The 20,918-nt window shown below is 46.6% G+C and carries 22 protein-coding genes; 14 read left to right on the top strand and 8 right to left on the bottom strand.

The genetic code is table 11. From position 1 onward, the window contains the following. Positions 1-6 precede the first annotated feature (6 nt). The 9 genes from K5X84_RS07535 to rlmM all read left to right on the top strand — a co-directional run bounded on the left by K5X84_RS07535 (position 7) and on the right by rlmM (position 8,622). A complete protein-coding gene (locus K5X84_RS07535; RefSeq protein ID WP_054488204.1) occupies positions 7-1,506 on the top strand; it encodes a CoA-acylating methylmalonate-semialdehyde dehydrogenase in 1,500 nt (499 codons plus the stop codon). Positions 1,507-1,518: 12 nt separating this feature from the next. Then, positions 1,519-2,676 carry an acyl-CoA dehydrogenase family protein gene (locus K5X84_RS07530; protein ID WP_199494897.1) on the top strand — a complete coding sequence of 386 codons (1,158 nt, stop codon included), beginning with the start codon at positions 1,519-1,521 and terminating at the stop codon, positions 2,674-2,676. A gap of 9 nt (positions 2,677-2,685) precedes the next feature. Further along, the gene (locus K5X84_RS07525; protein WP_222235475.1) at positions 2,686-3,807 is read left to right on the top strand and encodes an enoyl-CoA hydratase/isomerase family protein; all 1,122 of its coding nucleotides are present in this window, start codon (positions 2,686-2,688) and stop codon (positions 3,805-3,807) included. 27 nt (positions 3,808-3,834) lie between these two features. After that, positions 3,835-4,731, top strand: coding sequence for a 3-hydroxyisobutyrate dehydrogenase (gene mmsB, locus K5X84_RS07520; protein WP_054488201.1), 897 nt, complete (start codon positions 3,835-3,837; stop codon positions 4,729-4,731). A 20-nt stretch (positions 4,732-4,751) separates the two neighbouring features. Beyond that, positions 4,752-5,516, top strand: a complete 765-nt coding sequence (locus K5X84_RS07515) for an SDR family oxidoreductase (RefSeq protein WP_054488200.1) — start codon at positions 4,752-4,754, stop codon at positions 5,514-5,516. Between the two features lie 97 nt (positions 5,517-5,613). Then, positions 5,614-6,513, top strand: a complete 900-nt coding sequence (locus K5X84_RS07510) for a transcriptional regulator GcvA (protein WP_054488199.1) — start codon at positions 5,614-5,616, stop codon at positions 6,511-6,513. Then, positions 6,513-7,136: an alpha/beta family hydrolase gene (locus K5X84_RS07505; RefSeq protein WP_222235474.1), complete on the top strand. Its 624-nt coding sequence runs from the start codon at positions 6,513-6,515 to the stop codon at positions 7,134-7,136. The genes K5X84_RS07510 and K5X84_RS07505 overlap by 1 nt, the downstream gene beginning before the upstream one ends. Then, the gene (locus tag K5X84_RS07500; RefSeq protein WP_222235473.1) at positions 7,133-7,513 is read left to right on the top strand and encodes a DUF423 domain-containing protein; all 381 of its coding nucleotides are present in this window, start codon (positions 7,133-7,135) and stop codon (positions 7,511-7,513) included. The genes K5X84_RS07505 and K5X84_RS07500 overlap by 4 nt, the downstream gene beginning before the upstream one ends. Continuing rightward, entirely contained in the window at positions 7,513-8,622 is a 1,110-nt protein-coding gene (rlmM, locus tag K5X84_RS07495; RefSeq protein ID WP_054488194.1) for a 23S rRNA (cytidine(2498)-2'-O)-methyltransferase RlmM, read from the top strand. Before K5X84_RS07500 ends, rlmM begins: the two co-directional genes overlap by 1 nt. Positions 8,623-8,666: 44 nt before the next feature. Here rlmM and K5X84_RS07490 read toward each other — a convergent pair whose 3' ends face one another. The 5 genes from K5X84_RS07490 to K5X84_RS07470 form a co-directional block, all read right to left on the bottom strand. Beyond that, on the bottom strand, positions 8,667-9,671 hold the full coding sequence (locus K5X84_RS07490) for an isocitrate dehydrogenase (RefSeq protein WP_199494893.1): 1,005 nt from the start codon (positions 9,669-9,671) through the stop codon (positions 8,667-8,669). Positions 9,672-9,777: 106 nt separating this feature from the next. After that, positions 9,778-11,301 (bottom strand): hypothetical protein, encoded by a 1,524-nt coding sequence (locus K5X84_RS07485; RefSeq protein ID WP_222235472.1) that lies wholly within the window; start codon positions 11,299-11,301, stop codon positions 9,778-9,780. Next, positions 11,298-11,684, bottom strand: coding sequence for a DUF3192 domain-containing protein (locus tag K5X84_RS07480; RefSeq protein WP_222235471.1), 387 nt, complete (start codon positions 11,682-11,684; stop codon positions 11,298-11,300). Before K5X84_RS07480 ends, K5X84_RS07485 begins: the two co-directional genes overlap by 4 nt. A gap of 7 nt (positions 11,685-11,691) precedes the next feature. Beyond that, positions 11,692-13,047 carry a nucleotide 5'-monophosphate nucleosidase PpnN gene (gene ppnN, locus K5X84_RS07475; protein WP_054488189.1) on the bottom strand — a complete coding sequence of 452 codons (1,356 nt, stop codon included), beginning with the start codon at positions 13,045-13,047 and terminating at the stop codon, positions 11,692-11,694. A gap of 73 nt (positions 13,048-13,120) precedes the next feature. Further along, positions 13,121-14,644, bottom strand: coding sequence for a GGDEF domain-containing protein (locus tag K5X84_RS07470; RefSeq protein WP_054488188.1), 1,524 nt, complete (start codon positions 14,642-14,644; stop codon positions 13,121-13,123). A gap of 151 nt (positions 14,645-14,795) precedes the next feature. Here K5X84_RS07470 and K5X84_RS07465 point away from each other — a divergent pair, with 151 nt between their 5' ends. Further along, positions 14,796-16,574: a M61 family metallopeptidase gene (locus K5X84_RS07465; protein ID WP_222235470.1), complete on the top strand. Its 1,779-nt coding sequence runs from the start codon at positions 14,796-14,798 to the stop codon at positions 16,572-16,574. A gap of 4 nt (positions 16,575-16,578) precedes the next feature. Here the strand turns inward: K5X84_RS07465 and queF are convergent, their stop codons facing one another. Then, positions 16,579-17,403, bottom strand: a complete 825-nt coding sequence (gene queF / locus K5X84_RS07460; RefSeq protein WP_222235469.1) for an NADPH-dependent 7-cyano-7-deazaguanine reductase QueF — start codon at positions 17,401-17,403, stop codon at positions 16,579-16,581. A 59-nt stretch (positions 17,404-17,462) separates the two neighbouring features. On the opposite strand from queF, the gene syd reads away from it, so the two are divergent. The 4 genes from syd (at position 17,463) to K5X84_RS07440 (ending at position 19,567) form a co-directional block, all read left to right on the top strand. Further along, on the top strand, positions 17,463-18,011 hold the full coding sequence (gene syd, locus K5X84_RS07455) for a SecY-interacting protein (RefSeq protein WP_222235468.1): 549 nt from the start codon (positions 17,463-17,465) through the stop codon (positions 18,009-18,011). Between the two features lie 141 nt (positions 18,012-18,152). Beyond that, on the top strand, positions 18,153-18,533 hold the full coding sequence (locus tag K5X84_RS07450; protein ID WP_222235467.1) for a DUF3192 domain-containing protein: 381 nt from the start codon (positions 18,153-18,155) through the stop codon (positions 18,531-18,533). Positions 18,534-18,566: 33 nt separating this feature from the next. After that, on the top strand, positions 18,567-19,247 hold the full coding sequence (locus K5X84_RS07445) for a GNAT family N-acetyltransferase (protein WP_222235466.1): 681 nt from the start codon (positions 18,567-18,569) through the stop codon (positions 19,245-19,247). 5 nt (positions 19,248-19,252) lie between these two features. Continuing rightward, a complete protein-coding gene (locus K5X84_RS07440) occupies positions 19,253-19,567 on the top strand; it encodes an Mpo1-like protein (protein WP_199494888.1) in 315 nt (104 codons plus the stop codon). On the opposite strand, the gene K5X84_RS07435 is transcribed toward K5X84_RS07440, so the two are convergent. Together K5X84_RS07435 and K5X84_RS07430 are read right to left on the bottom strand one after the other, a co-directional pair. Beyond that, positions 19,538-19,849 (bottom strand): DUF3301 domain-containing protein, encoded by a 312-nt coding sequence (locus K5X84_RS07435; RefSeq protein ID WP_054488180.1) that lies wholly within the window; start codon positions 19,847-19,849, stop codon positions 19,538-19,540. The two genes, K5X84_RS07440 and K5X84_RS07435, sit on opposite strands and share 30 nt — an antisense overlap. Further along, positions 19,849-20,880: a DUF3549 family protein gene (locus K5X84_RS07430; protein WP_222235465.1), complete on the bottom strand. Its 1,032-nt coding sequence runs from the start codon at positions 20,878-20,880 to the stop codon at positions 19,849-19,851. Before K5X84_RS07430 ends, K5X84_RS07435 begins: the two co-directional genes overlap by 1 nt. Between the last annotated feature and the right edge of the window lie 38 nt (positions 20,881-20,918).

Below are 20,918 nucleotides of genomic sequence, written 5' to 3'. Positions count from 1 at the left end.
TGAATTATGTCTAAGAAAGTGCCTCTGTATATAGATGGCGAATTTGTCGCCTCGAAGTCAGAACAGTGGATTCCTGTCACCAATCCAGCGACACAGGAAGTTATCGCACAAGTGCCAGTTGCTACCCAGAGTGAAATGGAAGCAGCGGTTGAGAGTGCACGCGAAGCTTTTAAAACCTGGAAAGAAGTGCCTGTTTCTGAACGCGCTCGTGTCATGATGCGTTATCAGGCCTTGTTAAAAGAACATCAGGAAGAAATAGCAGAAACTCTGGCGCAGGAAACCGGTAAAACTTTTGAAGATGCAAAAGGTGACGTCTGGCGTGGTATCGAAGTAGTTGAACACGCAGCCAATATTCCTTCGTTATTAATGGGTGAAACTGTTGAAAACGTTGCCCGTAAAATTGATTCTTACAGCTACACTCAGCCACTTGGGGTTTGCGCAGGTATTACGCCATTTAACTTTCCGGCTATGATCCCACTGTGGATGTTCCCGCTGGCAATTGCTTGTGGTAACACCTTTATTCTTAAACCTTCTGAGCAAGATCCATTAACGCCAAATCGTTTGGTGGAATTATTTGAACAAGCTGGCGCGCCTAAAGGTGTGTTGCAGGTCCTGCATGGCAATAAAGATCAGGTTGATTTCCTGCTGGATCATCCGGCAGTTCGTGCCTTGTCATTCGTTGGTTCTGTGCCGGTTGCAGAGTACATCTACCGTCGTGGTACAGAAAATGGTAAGCGGGTACAGGCCTTTGCTGGTGCGAAAAACCATTGCGTTATTATGCCAGATGCCAATAAACAGCAAGTGATCAACAACATGGTTGGTTCTTCTGTCGGTGCAGCGGGTCAACGTTGTATGGCGATTTCTGTCGCAGTATTCGTTGGTGCGGCAAAAGAGTGGATCCCTGAAATTGCTGAAGCCATTGCGAAAGTTCGTCCGGGCGCATGGAATGATGAAAATGCCGCTTATGGTCCGGTTATTAGCCCACAAGCAAAAGAGCGCGTTGAAGCTTTGATTACTCAGGGTGAAAAAGAAGGCGCGAAATTGTTGGTTGATGGTCGTAATTGCAAAGTTGATGGCCTGCCAAACGGTAACTGGGTTGGTCCAACAGTATTTTCTAACGTAACGCCGGATATGGAAATCTACAAAACGGAAATTTTCGGTCCGGTATTGTGCGCCACAGAAGTGGACAGCTTAGAAGACGCATTAGAGCTGGTTAACAACAACCCTTACGGTAATGGTACGTCTATCTTTACTGCAAGCGGTGCGGCAGCGCGTAAATACCAGCACGAAGTTGAAGTGGGTCAGGTAGGAATTAACATCCCAATTCCGGTACCACTGCCTTTCTTCTCATTTACCGGCTGGAAGCGTTCATTCTTTGGTGATCTTCATGCTTATGGTAAGCAGGGCGTTCGTTTTTACAGTGAAACGAAGACAGTAACGGCGCGTTGGTTTGAGAGCGATCTGGAAGATCCAGCCGGCCCTAACATGTCAATTAACCTAAGGTAGTAGGGGATAGCGATGAATTTCGAATTGACAGAAGACCAGCAAGCCTTTGTTGATACGGCTAAAGCGTTTGCTGATAAAGAGCTGGCGCCTAATGCGGCTAAGTGGGATGAAGAACACCACTTCCCAATTGAAGTGTTCCGTAAAGCCGGTGAAATGGGCTTTATGGGCATGTACACGCCGGAAGAAGCTGGCGGCTTTGGAATGAGCCGCTTAGACTCAGCGCTCATTTTTGAGCAGTTGGCGGGTGGCTGTACAGCAACCACGGCTATGATGACGATTCATAACATGGTCACCTGGATGATTGGCTCCTTCGGCCAACAGTCAGTGATTGATCAGTGGGTACCAGAGTTGGTTACCGGCGAGAAGCTGGGCTCTTACTGCCTGACAGAACCCGGTTCAGGTTCAGACGCTGCCAGCTTACGCACCAGTGCAAAAAAAGATGGTGACGAGTACGTTCTGAACGGCTCTAAGATGTTTATCTCTGGTGCCGGTGAAACTGACGTTCTGGTGGTTATGGCACGCACTGGCGAAGATGGTCCTAAAGGCATTTCTGCCTTTGCTGTACCGGCCGATGCCAAAGGTGTTATTTACGGTAAAGCCGAAGAGAAAATGGGCTGGAACGCCCAGCCAACTCGCTTAGTAACGTTTGAAGACGTTCGTATTCCGGCAGAAAACTTGCTGGGTAAAGAAGGCGAAGGCTTTAAGTTTGCCATGATGGGCTTAGACGGTGGACGCATCAACATTGCGGTTTGCTCTGTCGGTACCGCACAAGCGGCGCTGAATACCGCTAAAGCCTACATGCAGGAACGTACGCAATTTGGTAAGCCGTTGGCAGCTTTTCAGGCGCTACAGTTTAAGTTAGCTGATATGGCCACTGAGCTGGTAGCAGCCCGTCAAATGGTGCGTTTGGCAGCCAGTAAAGTTGATAACAACGACGCTGACAAAACCACCTATTGCGCTATGGCGAAGCAGTTTGCGACCGATGTTGGTTTTAAGGTGTGTAACGACGCACTGCAACTGCACGGTGGTTATGGCTACATAAAAGAGTATCCATTAGAGCGCCATGTGCGTGATGTTCGTGTTCACCAGATTCTGGAAGGCACGAACGAAGTCATGCGTATGATTATTGGTCGCCGTATGTTGGCGGATAATGACCGCGAAATCTTGTAAGGAGACTCCATGCAAGACGTTGTACTTTTTGAAGAACTAAACGCCGGTGACAAAGTCATCGGCGTTGCTACATTAAATTCCGAAAAATCACTGAACGCTCTGAGTCTGGCAATGGCTGAAAAGCTGCTACCACAGCTCAAGAAATGGGCAGATGACGACAAAGTGGCTTGTGTCTGGTTGCAGGGCGCTGGTGAAAAAGCCTTCTGTGCCGGTGGTGACATTGTCGCTATGTATAAAGCTATGCAGGCCGAGCCAGGTAAATTAGTTGAAGAGGTTGAAAACTTCTTTACCCAGGAATATCAGCTTGATTACTTTATCCAGACATTCCCTAAGCCCTTCATTTGCTGGGGTGACGGTATTGTCATGGGCGGTGGTATGGGCTTAATGAACGGGGCCAGCCACCGTATTGTGACTGAGCGCTCGTTACTGGCCATGCCGGAAGTGACGATTGGCTTGTATCCGGACGTTGGTGCTACCTACTTCCTTAATCGCATGCCACAAGGCTGTGGTTTATTCTTAGGTATTACGGGTGCAACGATGAACGCAAATGATGCGTTATATCTGAACCTGGCAGACCATTTCGTGGGTCACGAAAGTAAAGAAACGATTCTGACTCAGCTTAAAGAAATGGAATGGGGTAATACCTCCGCACTGAATAAGCAGAAAGTGACCGACTTATTAAGTTCAGTTGCCAGCAACGACACAACGGCCTTACCTAACCCTCAGGTTGAGCCACACCAGTCGCTTATTACAGAATTAACAGCCGGCAATGACATTGGCGATATTGTTACACGTATTGTGAATGATGAAACCGATGATAAATGGCTGGCGCGGGCGCGTAAGAATCTGGCAAATGGTTGCCCGTTTACTTCGCACCTGGTCTGGAACCAACTGCAGCAGGGCTCTGATCTGTCGTTGGCGGATTGTTTCCGGTTAGAGCTGACCTTGTCTTGTAACTGTGCGGTTCGTGGTGACTTTGCAGAAGGTATTCGGGCATTGCTGATTGATAAAGATAAGAACCCACAATGGCAGCATAGCTCGGTAGGCGAAGTACCAGCAGAAGAGGTTGATGCATTCTTTTTACCGCCCTGGGGCGAGCGAACGCATCCATTAGCCGATCTTGATAAATAAAACGAATTAACAAGAAGGAGTGCCTGTATGGCAACCGTAGGATTTATTGGACTGGGAAACATGGGTGGCCCTATGGCCAGCAACCTGGCAAAAGCAGGCCACACCGTTAAGGCTTTTGATTTATCGGAAGACGCGCTGAAAGCTATAGTTGCGGACGGTGCACAGGCAGCGAAAACAGCGGCTGAAGCCATCGACGGCGTTGAGTTTGTGGTGTCTATGCTGCCGGCAGACCGCCACGTAAAAGCTGTTTACCTTGGAGACGACGGTTTAATTAATAAACTGACCAAAGATCAGCTCGTTATTGATTGCAGTACCATTTCATCAGATACCGCTATGTATGTGGGTGAACAGCTCGAGAAAGCCGGTATTGCCTTTATTGATGCGCCGGTTTCTGGTGGTGTGGGTGGCGCGAAAGCCGGCACCTTAACCTTTATTTGCGGCGGCACAGAAACCAATGTGGACCGCGCTCGCACCGTGCTTAACGACATGGGGAAAAATGTTTTCCGCGCCGGTGATGTCGGTGCCGGACAGATTGCAAAAATTTGCAACAACATGCTGTTGTCGGTGTTAATGGTGGGTACTTCAGAAGCTCTGCAATTAGGTAAGGCGAACGGGCTGGACCCGAAAGTTTTATCGGAAATTATGCTGGCAAGCTCAGGTAGCAACTGGACTTTACAGGTTTATAATCCGTGTCCTGGCGTAATGGACAACGTGCCTTCAAGTAACGACTATCAGGGCGGCTTTTTGGTTGACTTAATGGCTAAGGATTTAGGCCTGGCGCAACAAACCGCATTAGAAAGCGGTGCCGCAACGCCTATGGGGTCACTGACTCGTAATCTTTACCATAGCTGGTCTGAGCAAGGCCACGGTCGTCAGGATTTTTCCAGTATTTTTAATTATGTGGCACCTAAGTCACAGAAGTAACCTAAGAAACGAGGAAGCACATGCAAATTAAAGACAGTGTTATTGTTATTACCGGTGGTGCCCAGGGGCTGGGCCTTGCAATGGCTGAAGATTTCGCCAAACAAGGCGCTAAACTTGCACTTATCGATATTAACGGCGACGTATTAGGTGAAGCTCAGGAGCACTGCGAAAAGCTGGGTGCTGCCAAAGTAGTTGGCTATGAAGTTGATATTACTGACGAAGAGTCGGTAGAAACCGTGTTTGAACAAATTCAGCAAGAGTTTGATGGTATTGATGTGCTGGTAAACAACGCAGGCCTACTGCGTGACGGCCTGCTGATTAAATTCAAAGACGGCGAACTGAAACAGAAGATGCCACTGCAGCAATTTCAGTCGGTTCTGGATGTGAACCTCACCGGTACCTTCCTATGCGGCCGTGAAGCCGCAGCGCAGATGGTAAAAGCTGGTAAGAAAGGCGTTATCATCAATATTTCCAGTGTCGCGCGTGCCGGCAACATGGGACAGACTAACTATTCCGCAACCAAAGCCGGTGTGGTTGCCATGACAGTCACCTGGGCTCGTGAATTGGGTCGCTACGGCATTCGCTGTGGTGCCATTGCGCCTGGCTTTATCGAAACCCCAATGACTGCGCAGATGAAACCTGAAGCGGTTGATCGCGCGTTATCTATGGTTCCGTTGAAACGTTGGGGGCAGCCCAATGAAATTGCTCACAGCGCTCGCTACATTATTGAAAATGACTTCTTCAGCGGCCGTGTGGTCGAGATTGACGGCGGCGTTCGTCTGTAAGTCACATTAGTTAAAGTAATGATAAATAGCCGAACTAAGGGCGTCTCTGTTATAGTGGTAGTTATCTACTAAACAGAGACGCTTTTTAATTAATGGCATGCGGAAATTACCTCCCTTAAACGCGCTTAAATCATTTGAAGTGGCAGCGCGTCACCTTAGTTTTACCAAAGCAGCCGAAGAGTTATTTGTGACTCAGGCGGCCGTCAGTCATCAGGTAAAAGCGTTAGAAGATTTCCTTGAGCTTAAACTTTTCATTCGACGTAACCGCTCGTTGTTGCTGACCGAAGAAGGGCAGGAATACTACTTAGAGTTACGGGATATTTTTGAACAACTGGCACAGGCCACCGATAAGCTTCGGCTAGTGTCTGAACGAGGCGCGTTGACCGTTTCGGTTCCCCCCAGCTTTGCTATTTTATGGTTTGTCCCACGGCTCAGTAGTTTTCGTGAAGAGCACCCCGATATGGACATACGCATTAAAGCGGTGGATGAAATTAGTGGCTCTTTGACGGACGATGTTGATGTTGCTATTTACTATGGTGATGGTCGCTGGCCCGGCGTAAAAGCTTACCAGCTGCATGAAGAATATTTATGGCCAGTCTGTTCTCCCTTGTTGTTAGACAAAGCCAACATTCAAGAGCCGATAGATTTATTCAAACAAACGCTGCTGCATGATGAAACCCGAAATGCCTGGAAGGACTGGTTTCAGTTGGTAGGGTTGCCCCAGTATAAAGGCGATAACGGACCGGTATTCAGCCATTCCAGTTTGGCTTTGCAGGCGGCGGTTCACGGACAGGGCATTGCATTAGCGAATAATGTGCTGGTTAAATCCGAAATTGACAGCGGACACCTGGTTCGTATTTTTCCTCAGGCTTTGCAGCGGAATAAAGCCTTTTATCTGGTTTGTCGTGACAATCAGGCGGAGATAGGTAAAATCGCGACTTTCCGTCAATGGCTACTTGGTTTGGTTCAAAAAGAAGAGCAAGAGTTTAATCAATAATGCGCTATCAACAGCAGAATTTGAACGGAACCTTTCGTATTGTTTTTTTGCACGGGTCAGGTGGTGGGCCGGATACAGAGTTTATGGATTTTTTTGCGGAGCAGGGTGCGGTGCTTGGCGCGGAAGTTGTGCGGCCAGATTTTCCTTATTGGGAAATGGTCCGGGAAACCGGTAAGCAACGACCTCCTAATAAAATGCCGGTGTTGGTCGATGCAATTGACGAGCTGCTGAGCGAATTACAGCAAGATAATAAGCCGTTAGTTTTGATGGGTAAGTCATTAGGAAGCAGAGTGATGTTGCGCTTAGCTGACAAGTACAGCGCGAAAGCAGTAATTGCTCTGGGTTTTCCGTTTCATCCGCCGCATAAGCCGGAAAAGTCACGTTTGGAAGAGCTGGAAATGACAAAGGCTCCGGGCCTGATTTTACAGGGCACTCGGGACCCATTTAGTAAGCCTCTTTTAAAAAGAGCGGAGCAGGGGCAATGCGTGGAGCTACCGCACAACTGGCAGTTACAATGGCTAGAGGGTGCCGATCACGGTTTTGCCGCCACAAAAGCCAAAGCGGCGGATACGCCTAAGCTATGGCAAGAGGCGGCAGATGCTATTAAGGAGTTCATTCAATGAGTCAGTTATTTTTAATTGTGGCGGCCATTTTAGGCGGTACAGGCGTTATGCTGGGGGCTTTTGCTGCCCATGGGCTTAAATCGAAGTTAAGCGAAAACTTGTTAAGCGCATTTGAAACTGGTGTTACTTATCAGTTTTATCACGCCCTGGCACTATTTGCCTTAGCACTTTGGTTAAAGCAGTCACACTCGGTTTGGTTTGTTGCCAGCGGTTATTTATGGTTGGCGGGTGTTATTTTGTTTTCGGGCAGTTTGTATGCGTTAGCGTTGACGAGCATTAAATGGTTCGGGCCAATAACGCCGCTCGGCGGATTGTTATTTATTGCCGGTTGGCTCAGTTTGTTAGTTGGCGCAGTGAAGTTAGGAGCAGGTAGTTAATGAAAGACATCGTTAGCGGCAAAGGCAGTGGTATTGTATTACTGTGTCGCGCTGGATTTGAAGGCGATTGTGCGGCTGAAATTCAGGATAAAACGGCAGAGCTGGGTGTTTACGGCTACTGTCAGACTCAACCTGATCAGGCCTATGTCACTTATAACTGCCAGCATGAAGAAGCTGAACACATTGCCCGTAAGCTGTCGCTTAAAGATCTGGTTTTTGCACGAGAAATGTTTGCCTTACTTGGTCCGGTAAAATTGGCCGGTATTGAAGATCGTGCGTCCGAAGTTATTGATGTGCTGAAACCTCACAGAGAAACTTTTGGTTTGGCGGGTGAACTGCGAGTAGAAACGCCGGATACCAACGAAGCTAATCAGCTATCAAAGTTTTGCCGGAAGTTCAGTGTTCCACTGCGCCAGGCCTTGCGTAAAGAAGAGCTTTTAAGTAATAAGCCTTTGGCTAAGCGACCTATGTTACACGTGTTATTTGTTAACTCGGCACATGCGCTGGTGGGGTATTCTTATAGCTATAACCAGACAGTGCACGAAGGCGGTATTGTTCGTTTACGTATGCCCAAAGAAGCACCTAGCCGGTCAACCCTGAAACTGGACGAAGCTTTCCAGGTGTTTGTACCTGAAAATGAGCAGGAAAAACGTGTTCACTCGGGCATGAAAGCCGTGGATTTAGGTGCTGCTCCAGGCGGATGGACTTATCAGTTAGTACGTCGTGGCATGATGGTACAGGCGGTCGATAACGGACCGATGGCTGAGTCTTTAATGGAGACAGGTCAGGTTAAGCATATTAAAGAAGATGGTTTTAAGTTTCGTCCTAAACGTAAGAATATTAACTGGTTGGTTTGTGACATGGTCGAAAAGCCGGCACGAGTCGGTGAGTTGATGACCAGTTGGTTACTGGAAGGTGACTGTGAAGAAGCCATTTTTAACTTGAAGTTGCCAATGCGACAGCGCTATGCGGCAGTGAAAGAGTATTTGAGTCAGATTACCGATAAGCTTCAGACTGAAGGCACCAAGCCTTTTGAAATTCAGGCTAAGCACCTTTATCACGACCGTGAAGAAGTCACTGTACACTTACGTTGGCTGCCACGGAGCTAGCTCGTTTCGGCATAGCCATGAGAGCCATGGCCATGCCGAAAATCTTAAAGCCGGTCAATAACCGCCTGAGTAAAGTCTGTGGTGCCGTGTGAACCGCCTAAGTCGCGAGTTGTACGGTCGCCGCTGGCAATGACGTCGGCCAGTGCTTTGGTGATATTGGTTGCTTGTTCTTGCATTCCCAAATACTCAAGCATTTGAATCGAAGCCAGAATTACTGAGCTTGGGTTTGCCAGGTTTTTACCGGCGATATCCGGAGCTGAACCATGTACGGCTTCGAAAATGGCGCAGTTTTTACCAATGTTAGCGCCTGGTGCCATACCTAGCCCACCGACCAAACCAGCACAAAGGTCAGATAGAATATCGCCGAACAGGTTTGTGGTAACAATCACATCAAACTCTTCCGGGTTCATTACCAGACGCATACAAGCCGCATCGACAATCATTTCTGTCGACTCGATATCCGGATATTCTTCTGCAATTTCACGAGCAACTTTAAGGAATAAGCCTGACGTTGACTTCAGGATATTGGCTTTGTGAACCGCCGTAACTTTTTTACGACCTTCGCGGCGCGCTGTTTCATAAGCAAACCGCACGATACGCTCTGCACCTTCGCGCGTGATTTTGCTCATAGCTTCAGCTTCATTACCATCTTCAGAGACTTTTTGTCCTAAACCCGAGTACATGCCTTCGGTATTTTCGCGGATGGTGATGATATCAATATCTTCATAGCGGGCCTGAGTCCCTTTAAAGGACAATACAGGGCGCACATTTGCGTAGAGAGAAAAATGTTTGCGCAGGCTGACATTAATTGAAGTAAAGCCTTCGCCAACTGGGGTTGTTAATGGCCCCTTTAAAGTAACACCGTTACGTTCAATCGCATCAAGAGTATTTTGCGGTAATAGCTCTCCGGTTTTTTCCAAAGCAGTCAGGCCGGCTTCTACGTATTCATATTGAAAGTCACAACCCGCTTTATCTAAAATTGCGGTTGCTGACTTAACGATATCCGGGCCTATGCCGTCACCTGGAATAACTGTGATGGTTCTACTCATGAATTGCTTCCTTTAAACCGTGTTACAACAAAAAACAGGAACGGTCATTCTACCACCGCGCTGATAATACTGACTAGCTCTGTACTATTCACCACGCGAATAAGCACTATAACGGTGAGTAACAATGACTGTCGAAGGCTGCTTTTGTTTTAATTTTTGTCAATTGATCAGCGTCGATTTTTAATTGCTGACAACTGGATTTTAGCAGGGATTTGACTGAGCTGCTTAATGATACATCGGGGTAATAAGTGCTTAAGGTCAAATAGTGTGACAAAAAGAAAAGGGCACTTAACTCATCATTCTCTTCTTTATCTGGATCTAATAGGCGCTCAGTAGCCGGAGGCAGCTGCCAGCGTTTGACCAACTGCTTACTCCGGCGAAAATCACTAATATCCAGCGCTGAGCCTACCCAACTGGTGCTGTAGCAATGCTCAACGTATTTAGGCCGAGGCCATTTAGCGGACTTTATCAGCTCTGGGTGTCGAAATAAGTCGGAACCTGAAAGTAAAGCCAGTAGCGGCGCCGGTGTGGGTAAATTAATGCTTGTGGTATCTGATAAACGCTGCAATAAAGTGGTTAATAAGCCGAGCTTTTGCATCAAATTTTTATGCAAAGGAATAGTGTTTAAAGAAAACTGGTGCTGCAGGAATGCAGTGGCCAGAATTACGGAAGCTCGCTTAGAACCCAGCCACAAGTATGCCTGTTTTAAATCCATACGGCTCGCTTCGCTGTAACCAATACGCTCACTTTGTTGGACTGCAGCGTGCAGACTATTGGCTAAAAAAGGAAGCTGGTTTACCTGTTGAATGACGGCATTCAAGGCGCCATTTGCATTTGCGTATCGATTAATCGCTTTTAACAGCGAACGCGGTGTTTGCTGTATTGAGCTCTGTTGCTCTTGTTTCATTAAGCGATGGCTACTCAGAGCGTTGAGTTGTTCATTCGTCAGAGCTCGATTGTTTATTTGCCAATTTCCTGACTCTTCCGGGCTCAGGTAAAATGGACTGTCCAACTTATGAATTAAGGCTAAGATGGCATGCTTGCCTTCAAAGCCCAGCAATACGGCGGTTTGTTTGTTTTGTTCATTCGAAAACTTCTGGCCTGTCAGCCGTACTGAGAAGGTGTCTTGCTGGGTTAGAAGCGCCCAGAAACGGTAGCGAAAGTCTCCGTTTAATAACGGAAAAAACGCCAGGCTGGGTTCGATTCGTTTTAGCTGCACTTGAGTCAGCGCTTCAACCCAGTATCTAAATACAACGATATCGGGTGAGCTTAACGTCAATGTCTCTAAAGCAGAAAGCCACAGCGATTGTCGCAGCTGACGCTGTTTCCAATAGCCAGGGTCGGGATTAAGTTTTGCACTGATACAGGCCGCAGCCAGGATTCGGCGATAATGGGTGTGTAAAGACCACTGATAACCGCACTTTAAGGCGTTAACGCAAACGGCAAGTATCTCACTTATCGCGTGGTTGTCTTCCGGATAGTGTTGCTCGGCATAAATTGGAAGAAGCTCCGGCCAGCGGTTTTGCTGGTATTCCTCATCAATAAACTGAACTAAACGATAAAGCTGACGAATATCGTGTTGTTTCAGTAAATTACCGGCTTTTTCACAACACTCCGTCAGTTTATTCATTCGCGCCTCTGATTATCCTGATAGTCGCGGTATGAATCGTTACCCCAGGCGATGAGCTCATTGTCTCGGAAAACCAGAGGGGTACACTCATCTTTCGTAGTGATACCGTCAGAAGTCACGTGATGTGTACGATAAAACAATACTTGCATGTCACCTTTGGGTGAGGCTTTTGCTTCGTTGATATCCGGGGAGCCCAAAATTCGGATAACGCTGTCTTTGGACATACCGAGATCCAACTGACCAATTTGTCTGGCGTTGTAGGTTTCCCGTTCCTGCCACTGCAAATCGGCGGGGTCAGCCTGATAAAGCATCAGTACTGCCCCGACAATAGCCAGATAACTTACGGCACCAATAGCAAGTATGACAAAGACTTTATTTTTCATAAATCCTTCAGTCAGTAACAACCTTATAACAAGGATGATACACCGAACCCGGCAGTTTCATACGACCCTGTTCGACGAATGCTCTTAACAATACGTCAAGTCGCTTCATTAACTGTTTTTCACCATGAATAGTAAATACGCCTTTTTCTCTAATTTGGCGAATACCATCGTCTTTCACATTACCGGCAACAATGGCAGAGAAGGCGCGACGTAAATCAGCGGCAAGTTCTTCTTTGGGCTGCTCTGGGTGCAGGTTAAGCGATGAAACATTTTCATGAGTCGGATAAAAAGGACGCTGAAAGTTTTCATCGATAAAGAGGGTCCAGTTAAAGTAGTAAGCATCGCCTGAGTCACGGCGATACTGTTTTACCGCCGCCATACCCGCATGCATGTGCTGAGCGACACCGGCAGGGTCTGCGATAATAATACGGTAAAAACCGCGGGCGTCTTCGCCTAACGTATCGACGATAAAAGTATCTAAAGCATCAAAGTAGTCTTTAGAGCTTTCGGGGCCTGTCAAAATTACGGGCAAACTTTGTTGCTGGTTTTTCGGGTGCATCAAAATGCCAAGTAAATACAACAGTTCCTCTGCCGTACCCGCGCCACCCGGGAAAATCACAATTCCGTGGGCGCAGCGCACGAAAGCTTCCAAACGTTTTTCAATATCAGGCAGAATAACCAGCTCATTGACAATAGGGTTAGGTGGCTCTGCTGCAATAATTCCGGGTTCTGTAAGACCTAAGTAACGGCCACTGCTAATGCGCTGTTTAGCGTGTCCGATAGTAGCGCCTTTCATTGGACCCTTCATTGCTCCAGGGCCACACCCTGTGCAGATGTTGAGGCCTCGTAAACCGAGTTGATAACCCACTTCTTTGGTGTATTTATACTCGCCTTCATTAATGGAGTGGCCTCCCCAGCAAACTACCATGTCCGGCTCTTGCATCGCCTGAATGGTGCGGGCGTTGCGTAAAATATCGAATACCACATGGGTGAGGGTAGCGCTATCAGCGTCTTTAAGTTCTTCTTCCGAGTAACGGTCTCCGGTAAAAAGAATGTCACGTAATACAGACTCGAGCAGTTCACGTATTCCGACAATCAGTTCGCCGTCAACAAAGGCTTCGGCAGGTGGTTCTATAAGTTCAATTTTAATGCCGCGCTCTTTGCGAATAATATTAACTGCGAAGTCTTTGTATTTATCGTAGATTTCAGCACTGCTGTCGGTGTTACTACCGGCATTTAAAACCGCAAGACAGCAGTTACGGAATAATTTATAAAGTTGGCTGTTTGAGGACTGCTTTAAACGCTCTATTTCGAGCTGTGACAAAAGAGACATACTGCCTCTTGGAGAAATGCTTGCTCTCATTATGTTTTCATACTCCTGTAAAAACGATGACTCGGCGTCATCCTTGTGCCGGCGTTGGTCGTGCGTCTAGTTTCTATTTCGCTTTCATGACCTTATTGCGCCCGCTATTTTTTGCATCATATAGAGCTTTATCTGCTCTTTCGAAAACCGCTAATGGCGTATCTTCGTTGTATTGACACTTCGCTATTCCTGCTGAAATAGTAATACGAATGTCTTCACTTTTAAATTTAAACGGAATAGTCGCAACTTTTCCCCGTGCATTTTCGATGTGCTGATAAGCTTCCCGATCATCCGAACAGAATATAATAGCAAACTCTTCGCCACCGTAGCGACAGACAAAACCAGACTCTTTGAGTGCCTTGCTGAGGGTTCCTGCAATAACTTGCAGAGTTTTATCGCCGGCAATATGACCGAAGTTATCGTTAATATTTTTAAAGTGGTCGACGTCTATTACCGCGATAGTAAGCTGTGTCTCACCTTTTACCCAACGCTCAAACTCGAGGTTTAGGCGTTCCTCAAAAGCCGACCGGTTGGGTAACTTGGTCAGATTATCCTGTAAGCTACGAAACTGCTGTTTTGCTAATTCTTTTTTATAGTACTCGACCTGAGCTTCGGTATCCCTTAGCTGCTGCTTTATTTCCAGCGTGTTGCTGTTAAAGTTTTCACGCTCTTCATCATGCAACTTCAAGTGTTGATTCAGTGTTTCACTTAATGTCTGTAATTGTTTGCCAACGGACTCTTTTAAGTCATAAAGCTCACAGGCATCGGTGACACATGCACTGATCTCTGAGACGCCATTTTTCAGTTTTTGATTCAGATGAACGCGCTGGTCAGCGTAGTCTGAAGAATGATTAATAGTTTTACCCAGCACACTTTGAACCGATTCCAGCGAAGCATTCAGTTGCTTTAAGAAATGCTGTGCCGACTTTCGTTCATCATTAATGTTACTGAAAACTAACCGCATGATTTTTAAAGTGATGGCGAGCAGAGTTTCACTTGTCTGCGGTTTTTGCAGGGCAACTTTCATTTGTCGCAGAGTATCGGCAGCGTTTCCTGAAAACTCAACTTCGCTTAGTAAGTCGAGCAATTGGCTCTGGTACTGACTAACTTGAGTCTCTGTCTTAACAGCAGGCTGTTGATAGGAAAGTGCCAGTAATTGGTTCATCAACGGAAGATAGTGAGAAACCGTCATTGTCGGTTGCTCAAATTCGCTGGCGACACGCTGCAGTTTAGAGCGGCTGTTATTATCGTGCGGTTTAATTGAAGCCAGCGCCTGACGGATGCTTTCGTTGGTTAGCTTTAGCTGTGTCTGCAAACGAATCGTATGCTGCGATATTGCGTCGCTAAGCTTCTGCATAATTGGCTCGAGAACGGCCGCAGAAGCATTCTGCTGCAGGTGTCCGCGCAGCTTATGCAGCAGAGTGTCCAGCTCCGTATCAACACCACTTAACGCTAAGCAAAGATCATTCACAAAATTTGAGTATCTTTGTGAGTCACGTAAATAGTCATCTTCTAATTGCTTACGAGACTGGATGCTCTGTTGCAACTTTTTGCTAAGATGCTGAATCTTTTCTTGTGGTGTTTCAGGTACTGCCAATGCTCACCTACCCAATACTGAATGCAATAGCTATGATACGAAAATTATTATTATAAAGTCTAACCTATCTGAATTTATTTACTATTGGTGAATTGTGGTAGTCTTTGCAAAAACAGACTAACAAAAAACTCGAAATTAACGGAGACTGACTGTGCGTAAGAGCTTATTGGCTGTTGGTGTTATGTTAGCCCCTTCAGTAGTATTGGCAAATACCGATTATAAAATTGACCTGACGCAACCAGAACACCATAAAGGTGAAGTTTCAATTACTTTTCCGGCCAGCGAAGAAAAGTTCCTGGATATAAAAATGCCAGCCTGGAGAACAGGTTATTACCGAATTTTAAACTTGGCGAATGGCGTGCGCGACTTCGAAGTGCGCAGCAATGGTGAAGAACTGCGTTGGGAAAAAGTTGATAAAAGTACCTGGCGCATATACCTGCCAGAGCAAAGCGGTGAGGTTACCGTTGATTACGAAATCTATGCGAATCAGTTGGGGCGTCGTAGTCGCCATATAGACGACACTCACGCTTATTTGGATGCATCTGCCGTCTTTATGTATGCTGACGCGTGGCGCAATGAACCAATTTCAGTTTCTCTTGACGTTCCTGAGAACTGGAAAAGCTACTCGGGAATGAAGCGCCAGGGAGATCATCAGTTTACTGCTCAGAATTGGGATGTATTTGTTGACTCCCCAATAGAGACTGGTATTAACACACACTATGCATTTACTCAGGATGAACGGAACTATGAAGTGGTGTTCTGGGGTGAAGGAAATTACGATGCTGAAAAGACGGTTTCGGATTTAAAAAAGCTGGTGGGAACTGGTGATTCTATATGGAGTGATTATCCGTTCGAGCGTTATGTGTTCATGATCCACGCAACAACTGGTGCCGGTGGCGCAACGGAACACAAGAACTCCACGGTTATTCAGCGACCACGTTATAGCTTTGCCAGCCGCGATGACTACCTGTCTTTTATGTCGACAGCATCGCATGAGTTTGTTCACACCTGGAACGTAAAAGCATACCGCCCCAGTGGTTTAGTTCCTTATGACTATCAAAAAGAAAACTACACAGATTTATTTTGGATAGCAGAAGGCTCCACCAGTTATTTCCAGAATCATCTGTTGTTACACGCAGGCATTATGGAACCGTCAGAATACTTTGAACGTGTGGCCACAAGTATTGATCGGCACAAAGCGAAACCGGGGCGTGAAGAGATGTCGGTAGCTGAGGCGTCATTTGAAGCATGGATAGACCAATACGGTGACAGGGCTCATAACGATTCAGTTAATATTTATTCAGAGGGGGCGCTGGTTTCCTGGATGCTGGACAGTGAACTTCTGGAAACAACTGAAGGTGAAGTGAGTTACCGCGATGTTCATAATGAACTCTATCAGCGCTTTGATGCTGACCATGAAGGTTTTACTGCCGCGGATGTATTAACCATTCTAAAAGAGCTGACAGGCCGCTCCTGGCAGAACTGGTGGCAGAATAATGTTGAAACGCCTGCCGATATTCCGTTTGAAACCATGTTGGAACGAGTTGGTTTGGAACTGGTTTATGAGAAAGATGACGAGCCAGAAGTGTGGGCAGGCTGGAATGCTAATGACACAAGCGGCGGTATGGAACTGACTCGTGTTAGTAAAGGAAGCCCCGCGTGGGAAGCTGGCTTTACCCCCGGTGACGTTATTGTCGCCTTTGACGGACACAAAGTGGTTGATGGTCGTTTCAGCGATGCTTTTAAAGAGTATGAGGCAGGAGATTCTATAACCGTTACGTTTTTCCGTCGTGACCAGTTGCATGAAAAAACCTTGAGCGTAAAAGCAAAACCCGCCACAGATGCGAAAATTGAGCCTGTGGATGAGCCAACGGCTGAGCAACAGGCCCGGTTTCTTCAATGGTTACAAATTCCTCATCCTAATGCCTAAGGTTTTATTGTCGAGCCATGCGCTGCATCTGCAGCGCTGGTTCGAAGTCCGAACGAAATGGGTTTATGTCGAGGCCTCCGCGGCGAGTATAGCGGGCATAAACCGTCAGTTTTTTCATCCCCAGCGCCTTTAAGTCCTGATAAATACGTTCAACGCATTGTTCGTGGAATTCATTGTGGCGCCTGAATGAGACCAAATACGCCAATAATGACGCATGATCCAACTTGGGCCCCTGGTAATGAATATAGACGGATCCCCAGTCGGGTTGGTTCGTGATAAGACAGTTAGACTTCAACAGGTGACTGTGTAGCTTCTCTTCTGTCTCATTATGCTCCGTTATTAATAATGACGGCTGGTAGTCATATTGCGAAATTGTGATGTCCTGCTTATCAATACAAAGACCGGGAAAGGTTGCAATGGATTCACCTTCTAGCTCAGACAACGGCTTTAAGGTAACACTGACCCTGGCTCCGGCACATGCAGATAAGTCCTTTTCCATAACTACCTGAACCTCTTGCCAGGAGCCAAAATGAGAGTCATTGAAACTGTTTAAATAAAGCTTAAAGGACTTTGATTCAATGAGATTCGGACTTTCCGCAGGCACTTCAAAGTAACCGACAGCGACTTGTGGCAAGCCATTTGAGTTCAGCCAGGATATTTCGTAGCCAGTCCATAAGTCGACACCGGAAAAAGGCAGCTTACCAACAAGACCAATGGGCTCACGATTCAGCGAGCGGGGGACAGGTTGTAGCTGCTTCGGGTCATATTCACTCGGGTAGTCTGTGCTTTGCCCCAGCGATAAGTGGTCGAGTGCGTGCTTCTTTGGCATTTAAGTCGCTCCGTAAGTACAATGCCCTTATTGTAAATTTTCTTAGGTGTAAGTGCCAGATGAAGACGTTAGAAGAAACTATCGATGCCTTAATGGAGCGTTATCAAAATCAGGTTCCTGTCCGTTATACGGAGTATGTAGAAGAGTGGAGCAGTCCAATATATGGTGAGGTTATTGATGACGATACGGTTGAATGGACACCGTCTTTACAAGCTAAGCCTCTGGCTTTTGATGAGCTGGAAAAAGCCTTAGAAACAACCTTCCATGACAGCATTAAAGCGCTATTTGGGCGCTGGTATGCGGGCGACCTGGCGCTTTCTTATCAGGGACATCCGATACATTTATTACAGATCCAAAGTGAAGAAGATGGTGAGCGGTTGTTGGCAAATATAACCGGACATATTTTAATGAAACGCCGGTTAAAACAGCCAGAAACGGTGTTTATTGGGTTAGGAGTAGATAACGAAGACTTATTGTTGTCGATAGATAACCACAGCGGTGCTATTGGACTTGAATGGGTGGGGAAGGAACAGCATGAAGTCCTTGCCGACTCTTTGTCTGGGTGGCTCAATGAATGCGAGCCTAAAATTAGTGAAAATAACGATTAATTAGCAAATTAGCAAAACCTGAAAAATATAAAGCGCAATAAAAACATAGAGTTACGTTTTGGCCTGAAGCTTGCTTGAAATGAGCTGCTGAAAATATATTGAAGCAAACTTATTAATAAAATAATCAGGAGAATATGAAGCATGCTGAAAAGATCTTTATTGGCTGTTGCGTTGCTAAGCGCGTTAACTTTATCCGGTTGTGTTGTTGTAAAAGAGTCGAGTTACGATGGTAGTAGCGAAAAATATGAAGGGCAGCAGTCAGAGCAAAGAAACCGCTCTTCGATTGCGGCATTACCACCCTCACTTTCGGTTAGCGAAGCCTTGAGCCGATTAGGAACTCCCGATTTTAATGACTCCTGGGAATCTGAACAACATCGATATCAGGTTTTGTATTATCGCACACACAGAAAGCATGCTGACGGTATGACGACCCGTGATGAATGCACAGCTATTGTGTTCATTGATGATACCCTGGCAGGTATCGGAGAAATGGCTCTCGACAGGATCCCGAAAAATGGTTAACTTGGTGTTATAAAAAACTAATCAGTGGTTGTTATGCAAGGCTTAACCGAAAAAACAGAAAGTGAAATCGATAAGGCAAGTGAGAACAGCAGCGAGCATATTCAGGGAGAGCTTGTCTATCTTGTTGCCGAAGATCTTAAATTAGCGGCTTCGCTTTTGTTTCAGACTTACTATGACGATGAATTGTTGCAAAAGATTTTTCGGGCCGATAAGCCGGATTACGAAAAGCGCCTACGAGCCGCAATTCGTGAAGATCTGAATGCGTTTTGGGAAAGTGGACAACCCATTATTGGTATCCGTGACGGCGGCACACTATTAGGTGTCGCCTGTCTCACCCGTCCTGGTAAGAGCTTTGGTCCTGGTCGTTTTTGGCATTGGCGCATTAGTATGCTGCTGACTGCAGGTTTTTTAAGTACCCGACAGGTGCTTGAAAAAGAACGTCTTATTCAGCAAGCGATGCCCGATGTTCCCTACCATATGTTAGCTTTTATTGCCGTAGCGCCGCAGTATCAATCTCAAGGGGTAGGGCATTTATTGGTTGAGGCTGCTAAAACGGTATTTGAAGAAGATCCTGAATCGCAGGGCATTGCAGTTTACGTCACCCGCTCTGATTATCAGGCATTTTTCAAGAAGCGCGGTTACCGTTTGCAGGCCCAGATAGAGGTTGAAAAGCTACCCGGTGAAGTACTCTTTTACCCTAGGCAAGAAGATTAAAGCTAATGAGTTATTCCAGTTTTAAAGAGTTTTACCCTTACTACTTGCAAGAGCACTCTGACAAGCGTTGTCGGATCCTACATTATATTGGCAGCACCCTGGTGTTAGCCGTGTTAATTTACGCTCTGGTTAGCTCAAACTATTGGTGGTTACTGGCTTTGCCGGTTATTGGTTATGGATTTGCCTGGCTGGGTCACTTTGTGTTTGAGAAGAATAAGCCAGCCACTTTTCAGTATCCTTTGTATAGCTTACTGGGTGACTGGGTTATGTATAAAGATGCCTGGGTTAAATTATTGACCGGGAATTCGAAACGGCGGTAATTCAACACCAACTAAGCGCTGGTTATGAAGGGTTAGTTCCCCTTCATAACGAGTTTCTCCGTCGCTGCTAAACCCCATTTTAAATGTACTTCGCCAGCCCGGTTGGCTTCCTTTAAAAGACCATCGGGTATCCTCACGACGAATATCCAGAAACTGCAAACCTTGTTGTTTACAATAAAAAACCGCGTGTTTCTGCGCGCTTTCCGACTGCTGGCGGTGTTGCCAGAAAACCCATATTGCGGTTGCCAACCCGAGAAAAACAATAACATCAAGTAAGTTCATCAAGCGCTCCGGGTTTGCTGTTTTAATCGGTTTAAAGCTTCGCCAACGGCTTCCGACTGTTTCTGCTGTGCCAATATGGACAGAAGCAGGGGACGTATATCCGGTAAGGCAATAATATCCTGAAATAACGCATCAAACAGGGCGTTATCCAGTGAAGCGATTGCATCTAAATAGCTTAACAAGCTGTGCTCATCGTTAAGTACGGGCCATAATCGGGCGGCGACAACAACCAGTTGGTCAGCGTTTGCATCAGGAATGGTCTCGTTGACGGACTTTTGTACGCGCGGGTGAGCTGCAACGGAAGCTAACGCTCTCAGGCTGTCTGTACAAAGCAGTGCATCATTGCTCTTAACATGCTCAAGTAATGAATCTCGTAGTCGTGGCGTGATGCTTTGCTGTTCAAGGGCAACAGCGAGCGGCTGCCTTACCGCTTTAGGGTAAGTCGAAAAATGTGTTGCTATGGCTTCACTCAGTTCCGGCAGTTGCTCTAATCGGGCTGCACAGTCGTGCAGGCCTTGTAAGCCAATTTGCTGCCAGTCAATGTCAGCTTCCGGTTGTTTTAAGTAAGCTTCCGCGGTCTCAAAGTGAATTGACGGTGACAGCTTTAGCTGACGCTGAACCCGTGCATGCAACGCAGCCCGCTGATGCTCATTCGGTGTGAGTAAATAAGGATTCTGCTGCAGTTGCTTTTGTTGCTCCTCGGTCATCTCACCGGTAATTTCGTGGCCCAATGCGTTAACCACATATTCAAGGTATTGATTACGTGCCGCTAAATTTAAAAGCCCGCGCTCATCCAGAGGGAATTGCAAAAACCAGATGAAAGGCTGCTGATCATGCTGCTTATGCTGAAACAATATCGCCAGTTGAGCCTGTCTGGCTATCGGGTAGGGGTAAGGACGTTGCTGGTGCTCAATAGCAGCAAAATCATCCTGAGACAGTTCAGTAAGGCGTCTGCCAATATCAAAAATTTTGTACTCTGCTTGGCCGGCTTGCAAAAACTCACCCAAGGTGGTGATGGTCGGTGCTGACACAGGCGCTCCCTTTTTGCTTGAATTTTAAGGCGTATTAA

The organism is Idiomarina abyssalis, from assembly GCF_019797805.1.
Lineage (GTDB): Bacteria > Pseudomonadota > Gammaproteobacteria > Enterobacterales > Alteromonadaceae > Idiomarina > Idiomarina abyssalis.
Note: the sequence above shows the minus strand (reverse complement) of the source record. Positions and strands in the feature narration are given on the sequence as shown.